We start from the raw sequence: 571 nt of genomic DNA, 5'->3' as shown, positions 1-571 counted from the left end.
GCGATTTACCATCTCCTGACCCAGCTGTACAAAGGAACCACTCGCCCGCTCTCTGGGGATTTCCTGATAGCCTGTAGACACTACCTCTACTTCCCCAAGAATAAGCTGATCCGGTTCCAGGTAGAAAACCAGGCCATCACTTTGGTTTAGGTTAATCTCCCTCTCCTGGCTGATAAACCCAAGGTAGGAAACCATCAGGTAAGTGCTATCTCTTGATGCGGAAAGCGTGAATTTTCCATCTGTATCGGTAATGGTGCCCTGCGTAGATCCTTTGATCATCACACTGGCACCCGGAAGGGGTTCACTATCTGCTGCAGATCTCACCTCTCCGGAGATGAGACTTTCTTGCTGCGCATAAAGTGCCTGCTGAGAAAAGATCAGCAGGCAGCCCAGGACAAGTTTTATGATATAATTCTTCATTTCTACTGATATAATTGCTTAGTGATTGAATTCATTTTCCAAGGTTTCCTCCAATAAATCCACCCATTCTTCAGGGTCATTACCGGGAAAACCGGATACTTTGATGATTTTGGAATCTTTGCCTATCAGCGCAAAAGAGGGGTAGCTTCTG

At 46.2% G+C, this 571-nt stretch carries 1 protein-coding gene; it reads right to left on the bottom strand.

The window, feature by feature from the left end; all coding sequences use genetic code 11:
- The coding region (locus tag SYJ56_RS25840) for a carboxypeptidase-like regulatory domain-containing protein (protein ID WP_323839297.1) at positions 1–420 on the bottom strand (420 nt) is incomplete at its 3' end.
- Positions 421–571: the final 151 nt, after the last annotated feature.

Origin of the sequence: Algoriphagus aurantiacus, assembly GCF_035156405.1 — a bacterium.
Lineage (GTDB): Bacteria > Bacteroidota > Bacteroidia > Cytophagales > Cyclobacteriaceae > Algoriphagus > Algoriphagus aurantiacus.
This window is presented reverse-complemented; position numbering and strand designations above follow the sequence as displayed.